At 46.2% G+C, this 23,753-nt stretch carries 22 protein-coding genes; 19 read left to right on the top strand and 3 right to left on the bottom strand.

Features of this window, described 5'->3' with window-relative positions:
- Nucleotides 1-49: 49 nt before the first annotated feature.
- Complete coding sequence (locus AB4114_RS02475; protein ID WP_441986953.1) at nt 50-880, bottom strand: helix-turn-helix domain-containing protein; 831 nt, start codon at nt 878-880, stop codon at nt 50-52.
- A gap of 82 nt (nt 881-962) precedes the next feature.
- Nucleotides 963-1,727: a phytanoyl-CoA dioxygenase family protein gene (locus AB4114_RS02470; RefSeq protein ID WP_441986952.1), complete on the bottom strand. Its 765-nt coding sequence runs from the start codon at nt 1,725-1,727 to the stop codon at nt 963-965.
- Between the two features lie 288 nt (nt 1,728-2,015).
- On the opposite strand from AB4114_RS02470, the gene AB4114_RS02465 reads away from it, so the two are divergent.
- The 6 genes from AB4114_RS02465 (at nt 2,016) to AB4114_RS02440 (ending at nt 8,205) form a co-directional block, all read left to right on the top strand.
- A complete protein-coding gene (locus AB4114_RS02465; RefSeq protein ID WP_441986951.1) occupies nt 2,016-3,662 on the top strand; it encodes a putative bifunctional diguanylate cyclase/phosphodiesterase in 1,647 nt (548 codons plus the stop codon).
- A gap of 104 nt (nt 3,663-3,766) precedes the next feature.
- Nucleotides 3,767-4,735 carry a quinone oxidoreductase family protein gene (locus AB4114_RS02460; RefSeq protein ID WP_441986950.1) on the top strand — a complete coding sequence of 323 codons (969 nt, stop codon included), beginning with the start codon at nt 3,767-3,769 and terminating at the stop codon, nt 4,733-4,735.
- Between the two features lie 132 nt (nt 4,736-4,867).
- Nucleotides 4,868-5,932 (top strand): Gfo/Idh/MocA family protein, encoded by a 1,065-nt coding sequence (locus tag AB4114_RS02455; RefSeq protein WP_216626054.1) that lies wholly within the window; start codon nt 4,868-4,870, stop codon nt 5,930-5,932.
- Nucleotides 5,933-5,964: 32 nt separating this feature from the next.
- A complete protein-coding gene (locus AB4114_RS02450; RefSeq protein WP_441986949.1) occupies nt 5,965-6,825 on the top strand; it encodes a sugar phosphate isomerase/epimerase family protein in 861 nt (286 codons plus the stop codon).
- Between the two features lie 72 nt (nt 6,826-6,897).
- Nucleotides 6,898-7,770: a sugar phosphate isomerase/epimerase family protein gene (locus tag AB4114_RS02445; protein WP_441986948.1), complete on the top strand. Its 873-nt coding sequence runs from the start codon at nt 6,898-6,900 to the stop codon at nt 7,768-7,770.
- A 141-nt stretch (nt 7,771-7,911) separates the two neighbouring features.
- Entirely contained in the window at nt 7,912-8,205 is a 294-nt protein-coding gene (locus tag AB4114_RS02440; protein ID WP_441986947.1) for a hypothetical protein, read from the top strand.
- Nucleotides 8,206-8,261: 56 nt separating this feature from the next.
- Here the strand turns inward: AB4114_RS02440 and AB4114_RS02435 are convergent, their stop codons facing one another.
- Complete coding sequence (locus AB4114_RS02435) at nt 8,262-9,098, bottom strand: AraC family transcriptional regulator (RefSeq protein ID WP_441986946.1); 837 nt, start codon at nt 9,096-9,098, stop codon at nt 8,262-8,264.
- 131 nt (nt 9,099-9,229) lie between these two features.
- Between AB4114_RS02435 and AB4114_RS02430 the strand changes: the two genes are divergently transcribed.
- The 13 genes from AB4114_RS02430 (at nt 9,230) to AB4114_RS02370 (ending at nt 23,574) form a co-directional block, all read left to right on the top strand.
- Nucleotides 9,230-12,376: a glycoside hydrolase family 2 TIM barrel-domain containing protein gene (locus tag AB4114_RS02430; RefSeq protein WP_441986945.1), complete on the top strand. Its 3,147-nt coding sequence runs from the start codon at nt 9,230-9,232 to the stop codon at nt 12,374-12,376.
- Between the two features lie 650 nt (nt 12,377-13,026).
- Nucleotides 13,027-13,908: an NAD(P)-dependent oxidoreductase gene (locus AB4114_RS02425; RefSeq protein WP_441986944.1), complete on the top strand. Its 882-nt coding sequence runs from the start codon at nt 13,027-13,029 to the stop codon at nt 13,906-13,908.
- A gap of 30 nt (nt 13,909-13,938) precedes the next feature.
- Nucleotides 13,939-15,087: a glycerate kinase gene (locus AB4114_RS02420; protein ID WP_441986943.1), complete on the top strand. Its 1,149-nt coding sequence runs from the start codon at nt 13,939-13,941 to the stop codon at nt 15,085-15,087.
- A 3-nt stretch (nt 15,088-15,090) separates the two neighbouring features.
- The gene (locus tag AB4114_RS02415; RefSeq protein WP_441986942.1) at nt 15,091-15,312 is read left to right on the top strand and encodes a DNA-binding protein; all 222 of its coding nucleotides are present in this window, start codon (nt 15,091-15,093) and stop codon (nt 15,310-15,312) included.
- 218 nt (nt 15,313-15,530) lie between these two features.
- On the top strand, nt 15,531-16,826 hold the full coding sequence (locus AB4114_RS02410; protein WP_441986941.1) for an ABC transporter substrate-binding protein: 1,296 nt from the start codon (nt 15,531-15,533) through the stop codon (nt 16,824-16,826).
- A gap of 209 nt (nt 16,827-17,035) precedes the next feature.
- On the top strand, nt 17,036-17,539 hold the full coding sequence (locus AB4114_RS02405) for a hypothetical protein (RefSeq protein WP_441986940.1): 504 nt from the start codon (nt 17,036-17,038) through the stop codon (nt 17,537-17,539).
- 205 nt (nt 17,540-17,744) lie between these two features.
- Nucleotides 17,745-18,659: a DMT family transporter gene (locus AB4114_RS02400; RefSeq protein WP_441986939.1), complete on the top strand. Its 915-nt coding sequence runs from the start codon at nt 17,745-17,747 to the stop codon at nt 18,657-18,659.
- Between the two features lie 142 nt (nt 18,660-18,801).
- Entirely contained in the window at nt 18,802-19,446 is a 645-nt protein-coding gene (locus tag AB4114_RS02395; RefSeq protein WP_441986938.1) for a chromate transporter, read from the top strand.
- Between the two features lie 19 nt (nt 19,447-19,465).
- On the top strand, nt 19,466-20,008 hold the full coding sequence (locus AB4114_RS02390; RefSeq protein ID WP_441986937.1) for a chromate transporter: 543 nt from the start codon (nt 19,466-19,468) through the stop codon (nt 20,006-20,008).
- 336 nt (nt 20,009-20,344) lie between these two features.
- Nucleotides 20,345-20,980: a helix-turn-helix transcriptional regulator gene (locus AB4114_RS02385; protein WP_441987052.1), complete on the top strand. Its 636-nt coding sequence runs from the start codon at nt 20,345-20,347 to the stop codon at nt 20,978-20,980.
- Nucleotides 20,981-20,996: 16 nt separating this feature from the next.
- On the top strand, nt 20,997-21,800 hold the full coding sequence (locus AB4114_RS02380) for a pyruvate, water dikinase regulatory protein (protein WP_441986936.1): 804 nt from the start codon (nt 20,997-20,999) through the stop codon (nt 21,798-21,800).
- Between the two features lie 45 nt (nt 21,801-21,845).
- Nucleotides 21,846-22,811: a class II fructose-bisphosphatase gene (gene glpX, locus AB4114_RS02375; RefSeq protein WP_441986935.1), complete on the top strand. Its 966-nt coding sequence runs from the start codon at nt 21,846-21,848 to the stop codon at nt 22,809-22,811.
- A gap of 97 nt (nt 22,812-22,908) precedes the next feature.
- On the top strand, nt 22,909-23,574 hold the full coding sequence (locus AB4114_RS02370) for a hypothetical protein (RefSeq protein ID WP_441986934.1): 666 nt from the start codon (nt 22,909-22,911) through the stop codon (nt 23,572-23,574).
- Nucleotides 23,575-23,753: the final 179 nt, after the last annotated feature.

The following is a 23,753-nucleotide window of genomic DNA, read 5'->3' as shown; positions in this document are numbered from 1 at the left end:
GTTGCATATGCAGAAAACAGCCCGAATTAGCTGTAGGTTTTAGTCCATCCTAATCGTTCAACCACAGACTAAATTGCTGCCGATACTGCAGCGGGGTTAAGCTGGTTTTGATTTTGAACATGCGAGAGAAATAGTTTGAATTCTCGATGCCAAGTTCATAAGAAATTTGAGAAATGGGCTTCACGCTAGTCGCGAGAAGCTTTTTGGCTTGTTCAATTTTGATGCTGTGCACGAAATGGAGCGGAGCCTGTCCAGTTTGTTTGATGAACAATTTGCGCAAATGAGAATCACTCAGCTGAACAAGCTCAGCTAACTCCTTTATTTCAGGCAACTGTTGCGGATGCGCGTGAAGAAAATGGATGATGGTATGGATACGCTTGTCCAAGTGTGAGTAACTGGAGTTGGACACCGCTATATTTTCTGTGCGCAGAAGCTCATACAAAATTCGAAGCAAGGATGACTGCTGTAGAAGATGAGCATAAGCTGTCACCTCATTCTCAGGAATAAGCATTTCGTGGACAATCCGCTCAATCTTGTTGGCCTTGTCTTCAAAAATATTTGGAAGATTCAGAAGCTGCACCCAGCTTCGGTTGCTAACTAAGGAGATTTCGGCATCGAAGTTAATGCTTGTTAGCAATAATTCATCCGAAATGGCATGAAAACTAATTGAGCTATGGGCTGGCAAAATGATGATTTGGCCTTCATTGCACCGCATGGAAGCTTGATCAATCGCAAGTTGGAAGCTTCCCTTATGCACAAACCACATCACACAGTGCCGTAATTTGCGCTCCTTGGCCTGCCAACGATAATCAAGTTGATACTGAGTAATATGTAGAAATCGAATCTCCAACGCCTCAATCATCATCTGAAAAGAATTCAATGCTTTTCCCTCCGCACCCCGGATCTCGTCTGCTCTTATTATTCTATCATGCCTGGATGCAGAGGTGGCAACGATTTCCTATCTAATCCTGAGGTACGATACCCTTAATATCTTCGTTTCGGTTCAAACGATCCTCACCGTTTACAAGGAAGGTACGGATACGCGAGGTATCGCCGCCCCACTCATCGATTTTGAACTTGACCTCAGGCGTCGTATAGCGAACCGAGAAGGCTACTCGCGGTATATTCGATTTGTTATTTTCAGAACCATGGAAGGTAGCTTCATTGAAAAAGGCAATCTGACCTGGAGACATCTCAAGGTCTATCGCTAACGATTCATCAATCGACTCCGCTGGCAATCCTTGCTCGAACGCACTTTGATCAGTTCCAGTTGAAACATGCTCGACGATCGACTTGTGTGTGCCAGGAATCACGCGAAGACAACCATTTTCACGAATCGACCATCCTAAGCTCACCCAGGCGGTTGCATTGATCGCAGGCTCCATCGGCCAATAATTGATGTCCTGATGCCAAGGGATGAATGTATCATTATTAGGTTCTTTGTACCAAAAATGCATGGCCCACAACACTAAGTCATCTCCAAGAATCTGTTTCATCGCGTTAACGATACTTGGATGTGTAGCTAGCGTATAGGCCCAATGATGCCGCTGTTGCCAGGCTGACAGATTCATTTTGGTAGGACCGGGTTCATATTTATTCTGTTCGATGACCTCAAAGAAACGATTATAGTACATATCGGATTCTTCAAGCGTTAGTCCCTGCATAGGCCCGCTATAGCCTTCATTAACATATTGACTAAGTGAGAATGGATTCCCTTTTGTTATCATGCGTGTAACCTCCCGTATTTGCTAGCTTATAAATACTTGCATAAGACAATTGTAAGCCTCGCAGCACGTTCGAATAAGGAGGTAAAACGATTATGATTAGCACAAAACGATTGTTTTGGTGGTAACTTTCTATGTCGCTTTGGTGTTAACTATTCATAACGTTTTGTAACTAGAATGGTGAATGTAGAACTACTTAGGAAGGATACGAAAGAATTATGTCGAATAGATAGTACAATAGGCCCATCATGGTCGAAAAGCTTAGGTTATTCGGATAAAGGAGTCCTACGGATGACAATTCCTGCAACGACAACATTGGATTTGAATTTACTGCAAATGATGCTGGATGATATTGAAGACTCTATTTACATTATGAAAGTGACGGATGCGGAGATTACGTATTATTACGTTAACAATGCCGCGACGAAATTTAGTGGAATCACGATGGATCAGATGGGAACTACTTTTTTTGAATCGAATTCGAGCCAAATGGCAGATTATTTATATAAAAAATATGCCAGAGTAATCGATGAACGGCAGACGATTCGATACGAGGATGGCGTCAAATTACCTAATGGTACTTTTAGTGGCGAGAGCATTTTAACGCCTATATTGGATGCGCATGGAAATGCTAGCTTTATTTTTTCAGTGACTCGAGATATTACAGTGCGCAAACAGCATGAGAACATTCTGTACAATTATGCTTACCAAGATGATCTCTCTAATCTGTTCAATCGCAGATATTTACTCGAGCATGTATTGGAGCCGCCGACGATTTATTTAATGGATTTGGATAATTTCAAAAATATTAATGATACTTTCGGCCATCAGGCTGGAGACTCAGTACTTGTTGAAGTCGCATGTCGGCTGATTGAGGTATTCGGTGATAGCCGTTATTCACTTATTCGCTTAGGTGGTGATGAATTCGTAGTCGTGGATTCCGTACCCTACACTCGAATTGAAGAGACGGCAGAGCAGTTGAGCGGGCTTTTCCATGAACCCTTCCGCGTCGATGAACATGCAGTGAAAGTGACAGTGAGTATTGGGATTGCTGAGCGAAAACAGGATGAAACGATTCAAGATCTGCTAAAGCAAGCTGATATTGCTTTGTACACAGCGAAAGGAACAGGTCGCAAACGCTATCATTTGTACGAAGCCTCTTCTAAATACGATCATGTCGAAAATTTCATCCATGAGTTAGCCCTTTCGCAAGCGATGGATAAGAACGAACTGTATTTGCATTATCAGCTTATTTATAATCCAGCCTCAGAAATGGCGATTGGTGCGGAAGCGCTCCTCAGATGGCATAGCGAGAATGGCGGGCACAAACAGCCAGGAGACTTTATTCCGATTGCGGAGAAAACAGGACTTATCGTACCGATCGGCTATTGGGTTATTCGTCAAGCCTGCAAGGATTGGCATCAGCTGAAGGATATTTATGGTCCTTTGTTCAAAATATCTGTCAATATCTCACGCATCCAACTCAATGAATTGAATTTTGTTGCTCAAGTCTTGCAAATTTTGCAAGAAGAGGGTGTAAACCCAACCGCCATGGAACTTGAAATTACAGAAAGTACGACTTTGCACTCGTTGCAAGAAGTACAACTCATTCTGGGTAAGCTGCGGAATGCAGGCTTTACCGTCGCATTGGATGATTTTGGAACAGGATATTCATCGCTAAGTATGCTGACGCAGCTGCCGATTGACAAGCTGAAGATCGACCGTATTTTCATCGCAGATGGCAATGTACCATTGATCGCAGCTATTCTTGCCATGGCGAAAGCATTGAATCTACTAGTTGTTGCAGAAGGCATTGAAACGAGTGATCATTTCCATATGCTTGCTGACATGCAGTGCTGGGGTATTCAGGGCTATTACATCAATAAACCCATGCCATATATGGAATTGCCTTCTCACCATGCTTTTATAGCTCATTAATTTCAAGTGTCTCCATTCGCTGTAGAGCGGTTGGAGGCACTTTTTTGGTTCTGCTATCGGTTATGTTAAAATAACAACGGTTAATTAAGCGTGGGAGGTCACTTATGAAAGCACTAATTTTCGAACAATTCGGAGGTCCCGAAGTTCTCCAATATAAAGAGATTCCTGACCCGATCGTAGATAGCGAACAACTTCTGGTTAGGACGAAAGCGATAGGTCTTAATTTCGCGGACGTCTATCGTCGCAAAGGGAATTATCATTTGGCTGGGAATCCGCCATATATTCTTGGGTATGAAGGTTCAGGGATCGTTGAAAGCGTGCCTGAGCACATCCAGCATATTCAAATTGGGGACCGGATTGCGTTTGCCGATGTGCCCTTTGCTAATGCGGAGCTAGTTGCCGTTCCTATTGATCGGGCGATTCCGTTACCCGCGGATATCTCGTTTGAACATGCGGCGGGCCTGCTTTTGCAAGGCATGACTGCACATTATTTGGCGAACGACAGTTATCCCGTCCAGGCTGGAGATGAAGTTCTGATCCATGCCGCAGCAGGCGGTGTGGGTCAACTTTTGATCCAATTGTGCAAAAGTAAAGGTGCGAGGGTGATTGGACTCACCTCTTCCGAAGCTAAAAAGCAAGTCGCTCTAGACGCTGGAGCAGATGAGGTCATCCTCTATTCCAAGGACTGGGTCCAGGAAGTGTTACAGTGGTCAAATGAAAAGGACGGTGTACAAGTAGCTTATGATTCGGTAGGCTCCACCTTAATGGATAGCTTTGCCGCAGTCCGAATCAAGGGAACCGTCGTTTTCTATGGTATGGCAGGTGGAGACCCAGCACCTGTGGATCCAAGAATGCTAATGGATACCTCCAAAACGTTAACCGGCGGCGACCTCTGGAATCACGTGACCAGCTTGGATAATCGGATTAAGCGGGCTCATGATTTGTTTGGAGCACTGCGTGAGGGGAGCCTGAAGATGGATACGCTGACGTCGTTCTCCCTCAAGGATGGCGCCGAGGCGCATCGATTACTTGAGAGTAGACAGAGTATAGGCAAAATTTTGCTAATACCGTAAGCGAACAGTGATGAATCTTCGKGGTCATTTTGAACATATAGTCCATGGAGCTGCTTATCTTAGGTATTCTCGCTATGTCCAAAGCATGTTAACTTTAAGTAGTAGTTATTTAAAGGGAGGCTGGAATGTGCAATGAGCATAAACAAGTTGAGAATTGGTGTTATCGGTGCAGGTTCAATTTCAGATTTGCACTTTGCTTCTTATACGAAATCCGAGGATGCTGTCATTGTCGCTGTCTGTGACCTTAATCGTGAACGAGCTGCCGCGAAAGCGGAGAAATATGACATTGCTAACATTTATACCGATTATAACGAGCTTTTGGCGAACCCGGAGATTGACGCAGTGAGTATTTGTACTTGGAACAATACGCATGCCGAGATCAGTATTGCTGCTCTTCATGCTGGCAAGCATGTTTTGGTAGAGAAGCCATTATGTAAAACAGTAGAAGAAGCGCAACGTATTCAAGATGCGGTTCGTGAAACAGGGAAGATTCTTCAAGTTGGATTTGTGCGAAGATATGATACGAATGCTCAGCTTGTGAAGCATTTTATAGATAATGGTCAACTAGGTGAGATTTATTATGCCAAAGCTTCTTGCCTTCGTCGATTAGGTAATCCAGGCGGTTGGTTCTCGGACGTTGAGCGCTCTGGCGGCGGGCCGCTGATCGATATTGGTGTACATGTGATTGATGTATGTTGGTACTTGATGGGCAAGCCGAAACCAGTTGCGGTAAGTGGGCATACGTATAACAAGCTGGGCAATCGGAAGAATGTGAAGAACCTATCTTTCTATCAAGCAGCGGATTATGATGCGGAACGCAACACGGTTGAGGATTTGGCGAATGTATTGATTCGTTTTGAAAATGGGGCTTCCCTCATGGTGGATGTAAGTTTCACTTTGCATGCTAAGAAGGATGAAATCGCTGTCAAATTGTATGGCGACAAAGGCGGCGTTGAGCTTGAGCCTGAAATCGTGTTCGTAACGGAGATTTTGGATACGATTACGAATGTAACGCCTCAAATCAATAACAAATCGATCGATATCAACAGTGCTTTTCAAAATGAAATCAATCATTTCGTATCTTGCTGCCAAACTGGTGAAACACCGATTAGTCCGGTTGAAGATGGTCTAGAAATAATGAAAATCCTATGCGGCATTTATGAATCTGCAGCGAAGGGTCAAGAAATCAGATTATAGTCCGAACGAATCGGAGCATAGGAGGAGCGCATATGAAGTTAGGTGTTAGCACATATAGCCTGTATCAGGCATTAAAGTCTGGCGAAATGTCCATCATGGACGTCATCGATTGGATTGCGGATCAGGGAGGTGAACATGTCGAGATTGTCCCATTGGGGTATGATTTACCGGGTAACTTTGCGCTTGCGGATGCGATTCGTGAGAGGGCTCAGGCTCGAGGTATTGATATTTCCAATTATGCCATCGGCGCTAATTTCCTTACTGAGACGGAGGAAGAGTATCAGCAGGAAATCGAGCGTGTGAAGGGCGAGGTTGATCTTGCTGCCAGATTAGGTGTTACCAAAATGCGGCACGATGTTGCTCGAAGTGAGGATCTCTCCATTCGTAATTTCAACGCCAATTTGGATCGCTTAGCAGAAGCATGTCGTCAAATTGCTGATTATGCGAACCAATTTGGGATTGTTACGAGCGTAGAGAATCACGGTTTCTTCGTACAGCATAGTGAACGTGTTCAAGCCCTGATTCATGCTGTTGATCGTGCGAATTTCCGGACAACTTTGGATGTTGGTAATTTTGTATGTGTGGACGAGGATTCTGTTGCCGCTGTGACGAATAATCTTCCTTATGCTTCTATTGTCCATGTGAAGGATTTCTACATTCGTCCTTCCAATCAGAATCCGGGAGAAGGCTGGTTCAAGTCAACGTATGGCACTTATTTGCGCGGAGCGATTGTGGCGCAAGGTGATTTGAATATTCCTGAAATTCTACGTGTGGTCAAAAGCTCAGGCTACGATGGATACATATCCCTGGAATTTGAGGGGATGGAAGAGTGTAAGCGAGGCACATTGATCGGATTACAAAATATCCGAAGAATTTGGGACGAAATTAACTAACGCTAAGCTCGCGATAGCTTATGCTTACGATGCCAGTTTTTCTAGCGAAAAACTTTAAGGAGTGTTTAAGATATGATCAGCAATCCAATCGGTATTATGGTAGATAGTTTGCGACTTGGCCTACGGGACGGATTAAAGAAGTCGAAAGAATTAGGGGCAGATGGCGTCCAAATATATGCGGTTTCTGGCGAGATGGATCCTACGAACTTAACGCCGGGAGCACGTAAGGAATTACGCGACTACATCGCGTCATTGGATCTTCAAATCTCAGCCCTTTGCGGCGATCTAGGTGGACATGGCTTCCAAGATCAGACCGTAAATGCCGCGAAAATTGAGAAATCCAAGCGCATTCTTGATCTTGCTGTTGAACTAGGGTCGAACGTGGTAACGACGCATATCGGTGTTGTACCCGAGGATCGGAACGATCCTATTTATCAAACGATGCTGCAAGCATGTGAAGAGCTGGGTGTGTATGCGAGCAGCTTAGGTGCCTATTTCGCAGTAGAAACAGGGCCAGAACCTTCGGCACATTTGAAAAGCTTCCTAGACAACCTATCTACCAAAGGTGTTTCGGTTAACTTTGATCCAGCGAATATGGTGATGGTAACAGGTGATGATCCGGTTCAAGGTGTCTACACGTTGAAGGATTATATCGTTCATACGCATGTGAAGGACGGTATTCGACTTCGTCAAGCTGATCCGCGTGAAGTATACGGTTCACTAGGTTATAAGCCGATGTCACACGAGAACATCGCTGAGGCGGCGACATCTGGAGATACTTACCGCGAGTTGGCCTTAGGCGAAGGTCATGTAGATTTCGGACGTTACTTCCAAGCGTTGCAAGAAATTGGCTACAAGGGCTACCTGACAATCGAGCGTGAAGTTGGCGCTCAGCCAGAGAAAGATATTGCAAGCGCGATAGCTTTTATTCAAAAATATAAATAGGTATGGAAACCTCGCCAGTGGCGAGGTTTTTTGCATCTAGTAACTTCTAATGACGCTAGGATTACCAACAAATATTTACAAATTGGGCTTCTTAATCTTCCAAAGAAAGAGTAAAATAAAGGACAAGAGGAGGATTGATTTATGATGAGTACATTGAAGAGTTTCACGGATTCGGAACAGCAGATTTCGTTGGAGTTACGAGATGATCATTTAACAGTGCTTCGTTTCTATGGTGAAACATCCATCTATCCGTTCAAAAATATTTCACTTGCCTCTGACCCCATTCCCGAGTACCCCCTTAATCGAGTTGCTCTAACGGTTATTGATTTCCATACGGGTGTAACCGATTTCAAATTTTCGTCGAATTTACGAGACTTTGAGAGTTTCGTCCAAAAGCTGCTCGAAACGCATAGTGAATTCGTTCCAAATCACTAATTTATAGATGTTTTGAAAAACCGCCGCGGCGGTTTTTTTGCGTGGAAGATTCACGTTCACTTCAAATACGGCTGCCTGAATACATCCGGCGTTTGCCCAACGGCTTTACGGAAGGTCGAAATGAAATGCGATGCATCGAGAAAGCCCGTGGCTTCTGCGATTTGTTTGACTGTTAGATCAGGCTGTGCGATCAGCATTTCTTTGGACTTCTGCAGGCGCATCTGGAGCAGGTATTGATATGGAGAGAGTCCGAATGCGCGGCGAAATAACGTATTCACATGCTGCGCAGAGACACCGAGCTGAGTCGCCATCCAGCTAAGTCCGACGTGCGCAGCGCCGAAGCTATGCTCCAACTCGAGCAGCAGCGGCAGAAGCCGTTCATGACTTTGCGAGAAGGAGGCGCTCTTGTTGATAATGCCGTGCTTCTTCAGCAGCGTCAGGAATTGATAGATTTCTACGGAGCCGTTAGTGCCGGTGAAGTCGTGGCTATCGCGGTATTTATGATAGTAATACTCATGAATACTAGCAAGCGGTGTGTCGGCCCCCCAGCTAATTGGGGTAGAAAGCGGGATTTCCAAAGCATGCACAATAGAGGCAGCTAATGCACCATCGAAGGTTAAATACCAAGTCGACCAAGGGGTGTCTGGGACTTGATAGGCATGAGGGACGCCGCCAGCGAGCAGCATGCCTTGCCGTTCACTCAGTTTGACGGGGCCGCTGTCTAGAATAATTTCGCCACTGCCGGAAATCGTTTGCAGCCAATGAAAACAAGGGTAGCCTTCTTCACGTACATAAAATTGCTGCTCGCGCTCATATCCGATCGTTTCGAGAATGAGAGGGAGTTTGCGGTCGGTTTCAGTAATAACAAAAAACTTTCTATAATCAATCGCCAAGGAACAACCATCTCTTTCATTTTTTAATATATCACGCGTTGTTTCTTATATTTTAAAAGAAATAATTGTCTTGTACAATAAGGGGGTAAGCTAAATTGTTATCCAATAACGTAAAGTGAGGAATTTCACCCATGGCGAATAAATTTGTATACACAGCTCCTGAAAACGGTTACCCCGAATGGAATAACAATCCGCAAATATATCAATTGAATCGCTTGGAAGCACATGCGACCCTCATGCCTTATCATACGGAAGCAGAAGCGCTGGCTGGCGTACGGGAAGCATCGCAATTTTATCAAAACTTAAATGGCACATGGAAATTCCATTTTGCCGAAAATGCAGAAGGACGTCCACATGATTTCTATAAAAAAGACTTTGACACCAGCAATTGGGCGGATATGCCTGTGCCGTCACATTGGCAACTGCAAGGTTTTGATTTCCCGCAGTATACGAATATTATTTATCCATGGGTCGGCCATGAGGATCTTAAGCCTCCATTTGCCCCGGTAAAGTATAACCCTGTTGGCTCTTATGTGCGTAGTTTTTCGATCCCCGAGGGTTGGAACAGTCAGCCTGTGTATGTGAGTTTTCAAGGTGTGGAGTCGGCCTTCTATGTATGGGTGAACGGTGATTTGGTTGGTTTTAGCCAAGATTCGTTTACACCAGCGGATTTTGATATCACGCCTTATTTGGTTGAGGGTGAGAACAAGCTAGCTGTTGAAGTATATCGTTGGAGCGATGCAAGCTGGTTAGAAGATCAGGATTTCTGGCGTTTGAGCGGGATTTTCCGTGATGTGTATTTGTACTCGACACCAACAGCACATATTGCTGATTTCAAAGTAAATACGAATCTGGATGCGGCTTGCGAGGATGCTGAGCTGCACATTCAAGCGACGATCACTAACTATGACGGGAAGAGTCAAGGTGTCCATCATGTGGAAGCGATGCTATACGATGGTGAGCAGCAAGCCCTATGGGGAGAGCCGCTTCGAGTAGGCATTCAAACGAGTGACATGGCGAGCCAAGCGGTGGAATTCTCCGCGCCTATGGATCGACCTGCCAAATGGAGTGCTGAGAATCCATATCTGTACACGCTCGTTCTTCGTTTATGGAATGAAGAAGGAACGCTTCTAGAGACAGAAAGCTGTAAAGTTGGTTTCCGCAAGTTTGAAATTGAAGATGGTTTGATGAAAATCAACGGCGAAGTCATTGTCTTCAAAGGTGTGAATCGCCATGAATTTGACCGTGATCGCGGGCGTTCCGTCGATGCGGAAAGTATGCTTGCCGATATTTTGCTCATGAAACAATATAATATCAACGCTGTACGGACTTCGCATTACCCGAACAATCCGATATGGTATGAGCTTTGTGATCAATACGGTTTGTATGTCATTGATGAAACGAATCTTGAAACGCATGGTTCCTGGACGTATGGGCAGGAGGAATTGGGTGAATCGGTGCCAGGAAGCCGACTTGAATGGACAGGTGCTGTACTGGATCGAGCGAACTCGATGCTGCAAAGAGACAAGAATCATCCTTCCATCGTGATCTGGTCACTTGGCAATGAGTCCTCAGGCGGGGACAATTTCTTAAAAATGCATGATTTCTTGCGTGAATCCGATCCTTCCCGTGTGGTTCATTACGAAGGTGTTTTCCACTGGCGTCCATCAGATCGTGCGTCAGATATCGAAAGTCATATGTATTCCAAAATTGAAAAGATTGAAGAATACGCCAAAAATAAGCCGAAAAAGCCGTTTATCCTTTGTGAATATAGTCACGCGATGGGGAACTCTTGCGGTAACCTATTTAAATATTGGGAGCTGTTTGATCAATACCCAGTCTTACAAGGTGGATTCATTTGGGATTGGATCGATCAATCCATTCGTACAACGACGCCTGATGGCGTTACTTATCAAGCGTATGGCGGCGATTTTGGCGACGCGCCTAATGATGGCAACTTCTGTGGCAATGGCTTGATCTTCGCTGATCGTTCGGTGTCACCGAAGCTGCACGAAGTGAAGAAGTGCTACCAGAATGTGAAGTTCGAAGCGGTTGTTGCGGCTAAGGGGCAAATCAAGGTAACCAATCAATTCTTGTTCACAAACTTGAATGAATTTGATTGGACTTGGACGATTGCACGCAATGGGGTTGTCGAAAGCCAACCGTTCACTGGATCTTACTCGGTTGCACCAGGTGAAACGACTGTGGTTGAGCTAAAGCTTGACGGTGTTGAGCGTCTTTTCCCGAACGATGAATTCGTGTTAACACTGAGTTTGGTACTGCGAGACGATACGTTATGGGCAGCTAAGGGACATGAAATCGCATGGGAGCAGTTTATTCTTTCTGCAGTGAATGCAGCATCCCAAGCACGCAACTGGGAAGTGGAAAAAGAATCCGCGGCTGCGCTATCTACGGAGACTGCTGTTCAAGTCGTGTTCACTGCAGAGCGTATCAGCTTGCAAGGGGAGCGTTTTGCACTCCAAGTTGACGCAGGTACTGGCGATATTACTTCCTATCAGTTTGACGGGGGCGAGTTATTCCAAAGTGGGCCAGTACCTAACTTCTGGCGTGCCTATACGGATAACGATCGCGGGAACCAGCACCACATTCGTTGCGCACCATGGCAGGAAGCGGGCAGCGGACGTAAACTCCTTTCACTGGACGCGAAAGTATTGGATGCTGGACGTGCTGAGGTTCGTGTACGTTATGAATTGGCGACAAAACCTGCTTCCGAAGTTCAGCTGGTTTACACCGTGTCTGCAAGTGGGGAAGTTGAAGTTGGGATGCAATTAACGCCGGGTGACAAACTGCCAGAAATTCCTGAAGTAGGCGTCATGTTCGAACTAGATGCTGCTTTCGAGAACTTAACCTGGTACGGCCGCGGGCCGTACGAAAATCACTGGGATCGTAATGTCGGTGCAAAGCTTGCACTTCATAACGGAACTGTCGAAGAGCAATTCGTTCCATACTTGCGTCCACAAGAGTGCGGCAATAAGACCGATGTTCGCTGGGCGACCCTAACGAATGCGGCTGGACGCGGACTCCGAATTGCGGGCTTGCCAACCGTTGAGCTTAATGCGTTGCCGTACTCGCCATCCGAGTTGGAAGCGCACGATCACCCTTATAAACTACCTGCGAGTGATAAAGTTGTGGTTCGTGTGAATTACAAGCAGATGGGCGTTGGTGGAGACGATAGCTGGGGAGCAAGAACGCATCCCGAGTTTACGTTATTCGCGAACCGAACGTATGCGTATGCGTTCACTTTCCAAGGTATTTAGTCGTTGAGAAAAGCCGTTCCATGGGTGGTTTCACCTGTGGAACGGCTTTTTGTTTTGGTGAAAGCGAGGCAGTTCCCTTGTTTATGGGGGCGAGGAGCTGTTGTTCATTCTTGAATGGCTTCGATAGCGCACAAAAATTGTGCGCTAGGACGTCTGCGCTGAAGTCCGTCGCAATCTAGCGCACAAATATTGTGCGCAAGGTCTACTACTCCGTCGCCGATCGCACGCTAGCGCACAAAAATTGTGCGCAAGGTAGTTAGCGCCGTCGTCCGTCTCACGCCAGCGCACAAAAATTGTGCGCTAGGACGTCTGCGCTGAAGTCCGTCGCAAGCTAGCGCACAAAAATAGTGCGCAAGGTCGTCAGCGCCGAAGCCCGTCGCACGCCAGCGCACAAAAATTGTGCGCAAGGTCGTCAGCGCCGAAGCCCGTCGCACGCCAGCGCACAAATATCGTGCGCAAGGTCGTCAGTGCCGAAGCCCGTCGCACGCCAGCGCACAAAAATTGTGCGCAAGGTCTGCTACTCCGCCGTCCACCGAACGTTAACGCACAAATATTGTTGCCGTATCACGTTTGACCAGAAAGGAAGAGGGTGATAAGTTTAAATGGAGATATAATCGACTACTAGATACCTGGGAAAGGTGGACATACAGATGACATCAGATACAGCAAAACCAATCATAGGACTCATTGGCACAGGCGTGATGGGTAAAAGCATGGCAGGACATTTTATTCACGCGGGATATGAAGTTCATGTGTACACACGTACAAAAGCAAAGGCACAGGAGTTATTGGAAATGGGGGCAAATTGGCAGGACACGCCTGGCGCATTAGCACAGAAGTGTCAGGTGATTATGACGATGGTTGGATTTCCAAAGGATGTCGAAGACATCTATTTTGGGCACGATGGCATCCTTACCCAGGCAGAGCCAGGTAGCTTCCTAATCGATTTGACGACGTCGAGCCCCTCACTTGCCAAACGGATTTATGATGAAGCGCTGACGCGACAACTATTCGCCTTGGATGCACCTGTTTCTGGTGGAGATATTGGGGCAAGAGAAGCACGCTTGTCCATTATGGTTGGCGGTGCTCGCGACGTGTACGAGCAGATGCTGCCTATTTTCCAAAAAATCGGCACGAATATCGTCCATCAAGGTGAAGCGGGAGCAGGGCAACACACGAAGATGTGCAATCAAATTGCGATTGCAAGCAACATGATGGGTGTTGTTGAAGCGCTTGTTTATGCGAAGAAAGCGGGGCTTAATCCGACAACGGTGCTGCAAAGCATTGAAACAGGTGCCGCGGGCAGCTGGTCTTTAAGTAATTTGGGGCCGCGAATGATTGCTGATAATTTTGCGCCAGGTTTCTATGTGAAACATTTTATTAAGGATATGAAGATTGCTTTGCAATCGGCCGAAGAAATGAAAGTAGAGCTACCAGGTTTAACTCTTGCCAAATCACTTTATGAACAATTAGCCGCAATGGGTGAAGAGGAAAGTGGCACCCAAGCGTTGTATAAATTAATAGATAAATAAGCGTGAGCTGTTCGACCTGGAGGTTGACTAATGAAAATCGTGATTGCACCTGACTCTTTTAAAGGCAGTCTTAGCTCAGAAGAAGTGGCCAAGGCGATAAGTGAGGGGATTCTGCGGGCTATGCCAGACGCAGAAACCGTCCTCATCCCGATGGCAGATGGAGGGGAAGGGACCGTAGATAGCCTTGTGCAGGCCACACAGGGTAGTAAGATCACTGTTCCCGTGCGAGGTCCGCTGCAAGATGAGGTAATGGCTTCATATGGCGTCCTAGGAGACGGCATTACGTGTGTGATTGAAATGGCGTCAGCTTCCGGTCTTGTGCTAATTCCAGAGGAAAACCGAAACCCGATGCTGGCGACAACCTACGGCACGGGTCAATTAATTCGCCATGCACTCGATCATGGTTACCGTTCCTTCATTCTTGCGCTCGGCGGCAGTGCAACGAATGATGGTGGAAGCGGCATGCTTCAAGCCTTAGGCTTACTTCTCCTAGACGCGGAAGGGCGTGAGATTGGAGCAGGGGGACAAGCCCTTTCTCACCTTACACAAATTGATGCCTCAAAGTGGGATGAGCGCGCTATCCGTGAATCGCGGTTTACCATTGCTTCAGATGTCACGAATCCATTTATTGGTCCGCAAGGGGCATCGCATGTCTTTGGACCGCAGAAAGGTGCGACACCCGAGATGGTTGAAGCCCTTGATGCAGCACTCACCAACTTTGCCAATTTGATGCTAGCGCATACGGGGATTGCGGTGCATCATCTCCCTGGAGCTGGCGCCGCGGGTGGGCTTGGCGGTGCGTTTCAAGCGTTCTTCCCTGCAAGCACGCAGCGAGGTATCGACGTGGTCATCGAGATGACCAAGTTAAATGAGCATATGCAGGATGCCCATCTTGTCATCACCGGCGAAGGGCAGACGGACGCTCAGACCGCCTCCGGCAAGGCGCCGATGGGGATAGCGCAGGCGGCTTCAAAGCTTGGTGTACCTGTTATTGTTTTATCTGGATCCATCGGGTATGGGATTGAGAAGCTATATGAATATGGTATGACGAGTATTCACAGTATTGTGAGCGGTCCGATGACACTTCAGGAGGCGATGATTCGCACACCTGAGCTTTTAGCGCAGAAGGCAGAGCAAGTCATGCGTACTTTTTTGGCTGGACGAAAGAAGGAGGTATAGACCATGTCAACGAATAAGCAAGTGGAAGACCAGTTGGTACTCCCCAAAGGTGTAGCGGCTCCAGCGAGGCGAGCGTTAGCAGGAGCAGGTATTACGAAGCTCCACGACTTCACCCAAATCACCGAGACGGAGCTTATGAAGCTGCATGGCATGGGCCCCAAAGCGAGAGATTTGATTCGAGAAGAACTAGCTGCGAAGGGCTTATCCTTTAAACCAGGCTCCTAGTGAATGAAAATGGTATACCGACAAGCTCCTAGTCATAAATAAGGATATTATGATGTGCAAAGGAGTAAGCTCATGCTAGTATCAACCCAATTGTATGTAGCGACAACCGGCAATGATGATCACGATGGAAGTAAAGAAGCGCCATTCTAACGTTTTATTATMCAAGTAATCCGCCAGGTAAAGATCAGGCTCTCGTGAATGAGGAAGTCAATAAATATGTGAAGAGTAAAATCAATGCCACAGTAGACCTTAAGCCACTTTCTTTTGATGAATACGATCCGAAATTGAACACCATTATGGCCTCCGGTGAAGCCTTCGATGTGGCTTGGGGCTCGAAATATTGGCTGCTCAGCTATCAGCCGAACATTGATAAGGGTGCGCTCTTGGAGCTGACCGATGCGATGATTAGCAAAAATGCGGCCGCAGCCCGGAAGAACATTCCCGACAAATTCTGGCCGGATATGAAAGCGACGGATGGCAAAGTATACGGCTTCCCGGTTTATCAAATCGCAGCCAAGACGAAAAGTCTCGTCATTCAAAAGCAATTCGTGGATAAATATAAATTGGATGTTAATTCAATTAAGACGTATAAAGACCTCGAGCCTTTCCTGAAAACGATTAAGGACAATGAAAAGGATGTTATTCCTTTCGGGATGGCTCAGAATTCATGGGGCCTCTATACAGACCCGAATCTGGTCGCCGCAGATGGTCTTGCGGTTGCTTACAAGAAGGATGATAAAACGTACACGTCCATCACGAAAATTCAGCAGTTGCAAAATAAGAAGGACTTCTTCACGACGATGCATAAATGGTCTTTAGCTGGCTATATCAACGAGGATGCACCGCTGCTCAAAAACATTACAGATCTCAAGAAGAAGGGGAAAGTGGCGGTAAGCCTTGAGTTTACGACGAAGCCAGGCGGCGAAGTGGATGAAATGGCGAATAATGGCGGCAACGCTGTTGTGTATGTGCCGATTTCGGATTCCTACTTTACGGGGGTTGCGAGCGCTATGCAGGTGATTAGCAAAACMTCCAAAAACCCAGAACGCGCCCTCATGTTCATAAACCTTCTTAACACAGATAAAGTGTTATATAATCTGATTTCGAATGGGTTAGAAGGCAAGCACTATACGAAAAAGGATGACAAATATATTGAACCGATCAAGGATTCCGGTTATGCGCCGAATGTGGATTGGGTGTTCGGGAACCAATTTAACGCGTTCTTGAAAGGTGCACAGACACCAGATGTATGGGACAAAACGATTAAATTGAACGAAAGCGCCATGGTTCCGGCTTCCTATGGCTTTGATGTCAATAGAGACACCATCAAATCTGAGGTTGCCAATGTGACTGCCGTGGATAACGAGTTCCAAGTTGCGCTTGAAACCGGTGCAGTAGATCCTGCCGATCAACTGCAGAAATACATCGACAAGCTGAAAGCGGCTGGTCAAGACAAGATTGATGCGGAAACAACGAAGCAATGGCAAGCTTTCTTGAAAGCGAAAGGCTTGTAAATAGTGTAGTTTAAGAAGCCGTCCCTTGTGGTCATTTGACCTCATGGGACGGCTTTTGCTGTCGCTGCATCATATTAGGCCAAGCTCTCGAATATAGATGAGTAAACGAGGCGATAAAGTTAGCTACCTTTTCAAAGTAAAAGGATGGCTGTTTTTATTTTCATGCATATACTAATCCTACAAAGGCAGGAACGAAAGAGGTGATCTTGGTGGGAACACGGTTATTATCGGAAAAGTTAGTGAAAACTCGCTTTCCCCATTTAAGGTACATCCGAATTCACACTTCAGATAAATATAAGGCGACCATTTATGCATGGACGGAAGATATGCAGCTATCTAAGCAAGATGAACTGAATGTGGAAAAGTATGCAAACGCTTACTTGTATCCGTATGTGGTCTTTCAAGTGAAGGCGTATAACGCGGTGCGAGCAGACAAAGTGCCATTACTGCAAGAAGTGCCTTCCGAAATTGCACTAACTGCACTCCGCTCAAACTTGAATCAATATGGGATTCTAGCTGCGATCAATCGGCAATTCCCATATGGGCGTTTGCGCTTTAAGCATTATGACGTCATCAACAGCATCATTCATTTTGACTTCGATGCGCTTAGGCGAATGGAGGAGCAAGAGAAGGGGAGCATGCTGCTGTATTTGCATGAAATGATTCCTCTCGGTTGTTTTTGTGAGGTGCGTTTTCTGGAAGATGAGATGTAGCATCAGTTGAATCACACTGTAGTCTCACAATTGCCCTTGATAGTTCACCTGAGGTCTCCGAGAAAACGGAGACTTTTGTTTGCGTTTTTATAATAATGCTTGCCAACGCTATGCTTTAGTATGTATCTTTTTCCAAGAGGCATTTCAAGACTGTCGTTCCTCTTATAAAAATCCATAACGTTAACTTAAAGGAGATACATATGCCATGTTGAAACAATCACCGTATTTCTTATTAATCCTAGCCACTTGCATTTGGGGAGGTAACTTTGTGGCAGGTAAGGCACTCGTCTTACATATTCCTCCAATCACTTTGGCGGCAGCACGCTGGATGATTGCTTTCTTATGTTTACTACCATTTTATGGAAAAACTGTCTGGCGACTCAAACATGAATTTCTCGCGAATTGGAAAATGGTTGTTTTCCTCTCCCTGACAGGAGTAGCCGGATTTAACTCACTCACGTATATCGCTGTCCAGTACACGGGCTCCATCAATGCCTCATTAATGAATTCGGCGACGCCTATATTCGTTGTTCTCATTACTTGGGCTGTTATGAAGGAAAGACTTGCCTGGTGGGCGCTGCCTGGTATTGGTGTATCGATCCTAGGTGTGTGTTGGATTATTAGTCAAGGGGATTTGTCTGCCCTCCTCCGGTTATCCGTCAATCAAGGTGATATGTACATGCTAATCGCTGTCTTATGTTGGGCTTTATATTCAGTGGGCATGAAAAAAATGGCTGGTCGCTTTCCTTCAAGCCCATTTTTACTGGTGCAAGTAACCGTTGCACTCGTGGTGTTGATTCCAAGTTCATCCATCGAGTGGATCATCAAGGCACCTAAGGTGTCGTGGAGTCCCGCCTTGGTAAGCGGGTTACTTTATGTGGGAATCTTCGCGTCCATCGTAGCTTTCTTGAGCTGGAATAAAGCCATAGAGCTTGCTGGTCCCCAGCGTTGTGCAGGATTTCTCAACTTCATACCATTGTTTAGCGCAATCTTTGCAACCACCTTTACGGGGGAATCTTTGCAGCTATATCATCTGTTGGGAGCCTTATCCATCGTGTTAGGTGTGTATTTGACGAATAGAGCTATGAAGCAGCAAATGCGCCCCTTTTTATCAAAGTGAATATAACTGGTTGCAGGCATTGTGGGGGAATTGGGTGGAAGTCCCAGAATATAAGCAAATATTTGTAAAGAGATTACGATTATTGATTGGATTCTCCCTCTACTTTAGTTCAATATAGAATTAAGTGGAGGGGGAGAACAAAATGACAGGGAACACATTCAGCAAGTTGATTCGCCTATTTTGGACATTTCTTCGGATTAGCCCGCTTACATTTGGTGGCGGCTATGCCATGCTACCTGCCATTCAACGAGAGGTAGTCTTCACGAAGAATTGGATGTCAGACGCGGAAATGTCAGAGCTCCTGGCCATCTCCGGTGCAGCCCCTGGTGGAGTTGGTGTCAATGTATCTGCGTTGGTCGGTTATCGTCTCGCAGGCATTGCAGGAGCCATCGCGGCTGTCGTAGGGATTACACTACCGACCTTTCTGATCGTCCTCGTGCTAAGTGTGCTTTACGCTTGGCTTGAGCATTACCCGAAAATGCAAGCCCTCATGGAGGGGATTCATGCTGCGATTATAGGTCTTATTGCGGCAGCCGCGTACAAAATGGCAAAATCTTCGATCTTCGATCGGATTACCCTCCTTATAGCAGTAGGAACTGTGATAGTCATGCTCGTCGTTCAGGTATCGCCTCTCGTGTTGATCACACTCGGCGTAGTAGCCGGTCTCGTCGCCATGTATCTTAAGAACAAATGGGGCATGGTAAAACCTCCATCTCATACAGAACTACCTGCATCTAATAATGCTGACAACAAGACCGCTGAATGGTTTATGGCGGATGGGATCTAAGGGACGAGGTGATTCGTAGATGCTACTCCAATTATTCATCGCATTTCTCAAAATTGGTCTCGTATCCTTTGGCGGCGGCTATGCCATGATTCCTGTCATCCAGCTTGAGGTCGAGCGGCATCACTGGATGACGGAAGAACAGTTTTATCATGTGATTGCCTTGTCTGGCACCAGCCCTGGTCCCATTGCAACGAATAGTGCCACGTTAATTGGTTATGAGACAGCGGGTATCCCTGGGGCTATTCTTGCAACGTTAGGCATGGTACTGCCGTCTTTGGTGGTCATCATCCTCGTAGCGGCCTTCTTGTTTCGTTGGCACTCGCATCCGTGGTTCAAATCATCCTTTTACGGTCTCAAGCCTGTTGTGACAGGTTTTATCGTCTATGCAGCGCTGCATTTTGGCCAATCATCCTTCGGAACGGTAGATACAGGAGTCACGTGGAAACAAGTTGCAACACTTCTCATTGCGTTCGGTGCTTTTATGGCGATTGTAAAATATAAAGTGCATCCATTTGTTGTTATTGTTGGGGCTGGCATTCTGGGAATCGCTTTTTTCTTGTAAAAAGTTGTCCGTTTCGACAGTTCCTGAGAACGGGAGATCTAGTTGCCGCTGGCGGGCGGATCTAAGTCGATTTTATCGACTTAAAGGAATTGAAGGAGGAATCTGGACGCCTCTATGTCGATTACAGTCTTATTGATTGTTCACCCCTAATCCTTACCTCCAACCTCTATGAGGTGATGGGTAAGGATTTTTTCTATTTTCCGCTTGTTAAAGTGATAAAAAATTCTTTTATGGGCAATAAACATCTTTATATTTCAGATAAATGTTATATAATGTACAATATAAAACAAATAGAACATACTATATAACATTACTTTGTTGCTTTAGGAGGGAAACATCATCGAACTTACGGCTCGCCAGTTAGAAATAATTGATCTCGTCGGCAAATATGCACCTATTACTGGAGAACGCATCGCTGAGTTGCTGGGGGTTAGTCGACCGACCATTCGCTCGGATCTAGCAGTCTTAGTCATGTTAAGGCATATCGATGCCAAACCAAAGGTGGGCTATTTTCTCGGAACAGCAGCACACGACGTCCATGCACCAAGCAAGTTGATCGAGTCCGTGAAGGTGAAGGACGTAATGGGCATTCCCGTTTTGCTTCGGGAAACAGTCACCGTTAGTGATGCTGTTGTTGCCCTTTTTCTCGAAAATGTGGGGAGTTTGATGATAGTTAATCAGGAGGGTGCACTAGCAGGCGTGGTTTCACGAAAGGATTTACTCAAGGTTACGTTAGGACAAGCAACGGCAACGGCAATGCCAGTCTCGTTGGTGATGACCAGACAACCGAACATTGTTACGGTGAACCCTGAAGATAACGTACTGGAAGCAGCACGGAAGATGATTCATCATGAAGTGGACACCTTACCCGTCGTCAAGGCAATTGAGGGCCGGGAAGGGCTGGAAGTTGTAGGCCGAATTACGAAAACAACAATGACCAAATTGCTGCTGGATGTAGCGCTAGGTACGTAAATCAGGGGGAATTTACATGGGAGAGAAGCTGCATACCATTTTCGTATGTTCGGATTCGGTAGGAGAAACAGCAAATACGGTTGTTCAAGCAACGATTCGGCAGTTTAATGCAAGTCAGGTTGTCGTGAAGCGACATGGATCCATTCGAACGGAAGATGAAGTACGAACGATCGTAGAAGAAGCCTCGCGAGCGAAGGGGTTTATCGCCTACACGCTTGTATTGCCTGAATTAAGAGAAATGATGCGGCAAGAAGCTATCCGATTGAACGTGAATGCCATCGATATTATGGGCCCTATGATGCAAGCCTTTATTGACACGTTTAAGGATTCGCCTAAGCGTAAAGTCGGGCTGCTCTATCAGTTAGATGAACAGTATTATCAGCGGGTTGAGGCGGTAGAATTTACAGTCAATAGTGATGATGGCAAAGATCCTAGCGCAATGAAACAGGCCCATATCGTCCTGATCGGACCATCACGAACATCTAAGACACCGCTTAGCATATATTTGGCGCACAAAGGATTTAAGGTGTCGAATTATCCTTTAGTTCCAGAGGTTAAACCGCCTAGTCTCTTATTTGAGCTAGACCCGAAGAAGCTTGTCGGACTGACGATGAGTGTGGATAAGCTGATTGGTATTCGTACAGAACGGCTGAAAGCCGTTGGTCTTCCTTTTGGAGCTAAATATGCGACGAAAGAGCGCATAGAGGAAGAATTAGCTTATGCCATGAATCTGTATCGTGATCTGGGTTGTTCGATTATTGATGTGAGCGAGAAAGCTATTGAGGAAACAGCAGTCTTAATTTTGGCGGAAAGATCATAACGCATCAAACACGAATCAAACCAATTTCGAGAGGGTGGATCGCTTATGCACAGAGACTTATCTTTGGAAATCGTACGGGTAACAGAGGCAGCAGCTATTGCATCATCTAGCTGGACAGGGAAAGGGAATAAGCATGATGCGGATGGAGCCGCAACTTCCGCGATGCGGGAGTATTTCAGTGCTGTTCCTTTTCGGGGGACAGTTGTTATTGGTGAAGGGGAAATGGATGAAGCGCCAATGCTTTACATTGGAGAAGAGGTAGGCAGTGGCGTTGGACCTGAATTTGATGTTGCCGTTGATCCATTAGAAGGAACTGATATTGTGGCTAGCGGTCGGAATAATGCCATATCTGTTGTGGCTATCGCAGAAAAGGGCAATCTCCTCCATGCCCCTGATATGTATATGGCGAAGCTGGCGGTTGGTCCGCGATTGGCTGGCAAGCTGAGTCTTGAAGATCCGCTTGAGGTGACCATTCAAAAAGCGGCAAGCATTCTGCATAAGGAAATTTCAGAGCTGACGGTCTCCATCCTGGATCGCAATCGACATGCTGAACACATTATGATCTTACGTAAACTAGGAGTCAAAATTTATTTACTCAGCGACGGTGATGTGGCAGGCGCGATGGCGGTGGCGTTCCCAGAAACTGGGATCGATCTGCATGTAGGTTCGGGGGGAGCTCCCGAAGGTGTCCTTGCAGCAGCAGCATTGCGGTGTATGGGTGGCGAATTGCAAGGGCGTTTGCTGGCTGAGAATGAAGAAGAACATCAACGTTGTCTAGCCATGGGGATTGCGGATCCATCGAAAGTGTTAAGTATGCAGGACCTTGTGGGCGATTCCGATATTATTTTTGCGGCAACTGGGGTCACATCAGGTGATTTCTTAGATGGTGTCAAATATGGCTGGGGCGGTCGTGCGCAAACCCATTCGGTTGTGATGAGAGCCCAGACGCAGACCGTGCGTTTTATCCAATGTGTTCACCAGTTGCATGAGGAGCAACGCGGGAGTGCTTAATTCTAAAGAACAACGGAACTAGGAATATCATCAAAGACATGTGCCAAGTTCCCCCCTGCATATACTTGTGTTGAGAAGATGCGAAAAGAGGGATAACATGAGCTTGTCTTCAATTGATTTTCTTTCCGTCGTCCGCAGTTGCATACCTGAGGAGGCCGAGATTGTCGTGCTGAAGCAGGAGGGAGATCCCGCGGCGATTCTATACGCCGATGTGGATGGTGATGGGTTTCCAGAAATCACAGCCCTATATAGATATTTAGACCATCAATATTTGTTTTCCCTGAAAGAGTACTCAGGTAATTGGTTTCCGATCGGGTCGGCATCAACAGGAAGAAATCTTGCTGTGAAGGACTTTGCTGCAGCGCCTGTTTCACGCAAAGAAGGCTGGGATGTCCTGATTGGTTGGGAGCGGGCGGATGAACCGATAGCAGAACTGGATATTATTCAATGGACGCAAACAGGTTTTCAGCGTGTAATTCCACCTGGTACGACCTATTCTCATTTGGAAATCGAAGATATGCCGACGCGGAATGGTCCAGATGGCTTATGTGAAATTGCCCTATGGACGCAGGAGCAAGGTCAAGCGTACCAGGTAGAAACGTATCGCTGGGATCCCTACCGGCTTGTGCCGACAAGTGATGTGCATGCCTACTATTTCCAAAAAGTTGCTCGCTACTACGAGAATTTAACGCAGGAACAACCGAATGAGGGGCTGTATCGAAGTTATTTGGAGGATGCTCAGAAGCGGGCAGGCGGTAGTTAGGGAAGTCAAGTATGTGCCAGGAGAAATTTCCTCCTGGTTTTTTTGTCGTGTTTGAGGTCTGGGGGAAGCGGAGCTTTCACCCTTGATTAATAGGTTGAGATGATGTGTGACAAGCTGGTTGCAGTAGAAATTGGTTTGAGTGGAGTAAGAGTAAGAGTAAGAGTAAGAGTAAGAGTAGT

The sequence above is a fragment of the Paenibacillus sp. 2RAB27 genome, from assembly GCF_052115445.1.
Taxonomy (GTDB): Bacteria; Bacillota; Bacilli; order Paenibacillales; family NBRC-103111; genus Paenibacillus_E.
Note: the sequence above shows the minus strand (reverse complement) of the source record. Positions and strands in the feature narration are given on the sequence as shown.